Annotated in this window: 3 protein-coding genes; 1 reads left to right on the plus strand and 2 read right to left on the minus strand. The window is 36.3% G+C overall.

The genetic code is table 11. The features are described 5' to 3' along the window. Window positions 1-147: 147 nt before the first annotated feature. Both A194_RS20425 and A194_RS20430 read right to left on the minus strand, forming a co-directional pair. A complete protein-coding gene (locus A194_RS20425) occupies window positions 148-378 on the minus strand; it encodes a hypothetical protein (protein WP_017187767.1) in 231 nt (76 codons plus the stop codon). Next, complete coding sequence (locus tag A194_RS20430; protein WP_029425437.1) at window positions 378-938, minus strand: hypothetical protein; 561 nt, start codon at window positions 936-938, stop codon at window positions 378-380. Before A194_RS20430 ends, A194_RS20425 begins: the two co-directional genes overlap by 1 nt. 673 nt (window positions 939-1,611) lie before the next feature. Here A194_RS20430 and A194_RS0115870 point away from each other — a divergent pair. Continuing rightward, a partial coding sequence (locus tag A194_RS0115870) for a LacI family DNA-binding transcriptional regulator (RefSeq protein ID WP_017187768.1) occupies window positions 1,612-2,287 on the plus strand: 676 nt, incomplete at its 3' end.

A 2,287-nucleotide genomic window follows, 5' to 3' on the forward strand; every position in this document is an offset into this window, starting at 1 on the left:
AAAGTCATTACAGGGGCTTAAAAAGAAGTCGGGCACATCCGAAAGAGGTGTGCCCGACTTCTTTGTTATGATGTTTTAATCAAGATTTACGATTATAACGAAAGACGACAAAAACGCTTAATCCAAGAATGACTATCATTGATCCTACTAACATAGAGTGTGGGTAGAGCCTGGGCTGGAAGCTTGTCTCTCAGTGAATGTGCTATTAACTCTCTGCTCTCTTGCTTGGTATACATCTAAACCTTGTAAACCATCACTTCTAAGTAAAGTTGATCTCGTCAAGTTAGAGTCAATGAATTCTTTAAGACTAATAGATTCTATTTCTTCTTCGTCTTCTGCTTCTTCATCTTCTTCTAGCTCTTCGTCTTCATCAAGCATTAAATCTTCGTCGTTACTTTGTTCTTCAGTAGTTTGTTGCTCGTTACTTTCCGTTCTATTTTGCGATGTTTGGTTAGAACTTGAACCCTGGCTTGTAGAGTCAGATTCGTTAGACGAACTCGAATTGTTAGAAGATGTGTTGTTTGATGAAGAATCTTGATTGTTAGATGATGAACTATCCCGACTATCGCTATCAGATGAAAGATCCTCTTCAGTTTCTTCCCCACCAGGCGACTCATTATCACTGGAAGAGCCTCATTTGATGACTTATTATCTGAATCGCTATCGCTTGATGAAGACTCTTCTTCAGATGAATTATTTTCTTCTTCGTCAGACGAAGTATCCTCATCTTCAGAACCGTGATCATGTAATGGACCATCGTCATCTATTTCATTTTCATCATTATCAGAATAACCACCATCCATCGGGCCATCATCCTCCACCTGATCCTCTGATTCATCTTCATTATTAGCTGGCCCATCATCTTGAGCCAATACAATACCTGGAATTAATAAAATTATAAGAGCAATTATAACGGTGATTAGACTACCTTTTTTCATAATCATCCCTCCTTCGGCCGCAGTATAAGTCATAATCAACTAGTAAGCTTTTAAAATAATGTCTAGTAAATATATTCCTACTACAAATTAACCATAAAAAGTAACAAATTTCTACCTTTTATCCATATTTTCTGTAGTGGTTAGCCTAGTTTATAATAAACGAAAAGAGTTGAGTCGTTAAAATTATATAATTTAATTAAATAGTTGTTTACATTGACTTATTAACTAAATAAAATGTATAAGTAGCTTAAAATAGTTTGTGGTCAAAATTATTTTAGAGAATTAAACATTAAAAATAGACAAAAACAAATTTTAAAATACGAATATATGTATAAAATGTTAATTTTGACTAAAGGTGGAACAACACACCGTGGATTAAAAGACCAGTCCACCATAGAGTATACTGTTATGGTTGAAGGGAAAATAGAAAAAAGAGAAAAAGATCCCTTTAATTTAATAGCGTCAATCAACCATAAAATAGAACAAGGGAAGCACTCACGGCGATGTGGGTGCTTCTTTTTATTTTTTAATATTTTTAATAGAAACACTTTACAAACCATTTATAATAGTACTAGAATAATATGTAACGGGTTACAGCTCAGTAACTCTTTTTATTACAAATAACATGTAAACGGTTACACCATAGAAAATGAAATAATTTAGGTGGTCTAATATGGCAACAATTAAAGATGTAGCACACCGTGCGGAAGTTTCGGTGGCAACGGTTTCGCGGGTTATTAATCGTAATGGATATGTTAATGAAGATACGCGTAAGAAGGTAGAAGCGGCAGTGGATCTGTTGAATTACAAGCCGAATTCAGTTGCGCGTAGCCTGTTTAAGAAGCAATCCAAAACGATTGGCATCATCGTCCCGGATATTACGAACCCGTACTTCCCGGAGCTTGTTCGAGGTGTGGAAGATTATTTAATTCAAAAAGGGTTTACGACGATCCTTTGTAATAGTGATGAAGACCCTGAAAAGGAACGACTTTATCTTGATGTTATGAAACAAAAATACGTCGATGGTGCGATTATCGTATCGAATACAATTGAACGGGATTTAATTGCTGAATATGATATGCCAGTTGTCGCGCTTGACCGATCGATTCATCAAGATATCCCAACTTTTGCGATTGATAACCGCAGTGGTGGACGGAAGGCGGCAGAGCATTTACTAGAAATGGGCTGCACTCGGATTGGCCATATAAAGGGCCCCGACAAAGTGGAAAACTCAGATAATCGTTATTTAGGTTATATCGATGTCATTAAGCAGCAAGATTGGTTTCTAAGCAGCTATGTTGTAGAAGGGAATTTTGATCAGAAGCAAGCGGCAAAAGTGACTAAAGAGT

It is taken from the genome of Alkalibacillus haloalkaliphilus C5 (assembly GCF_000269905.1).
Taxonomy (GTDB): domain Bacteria; phylum Bacillota; class Bacilli; order Bacillales; family Alkalibacillaceae; genus Alkalibacillus; species Alkalibacillus haloalkaliphilus_A.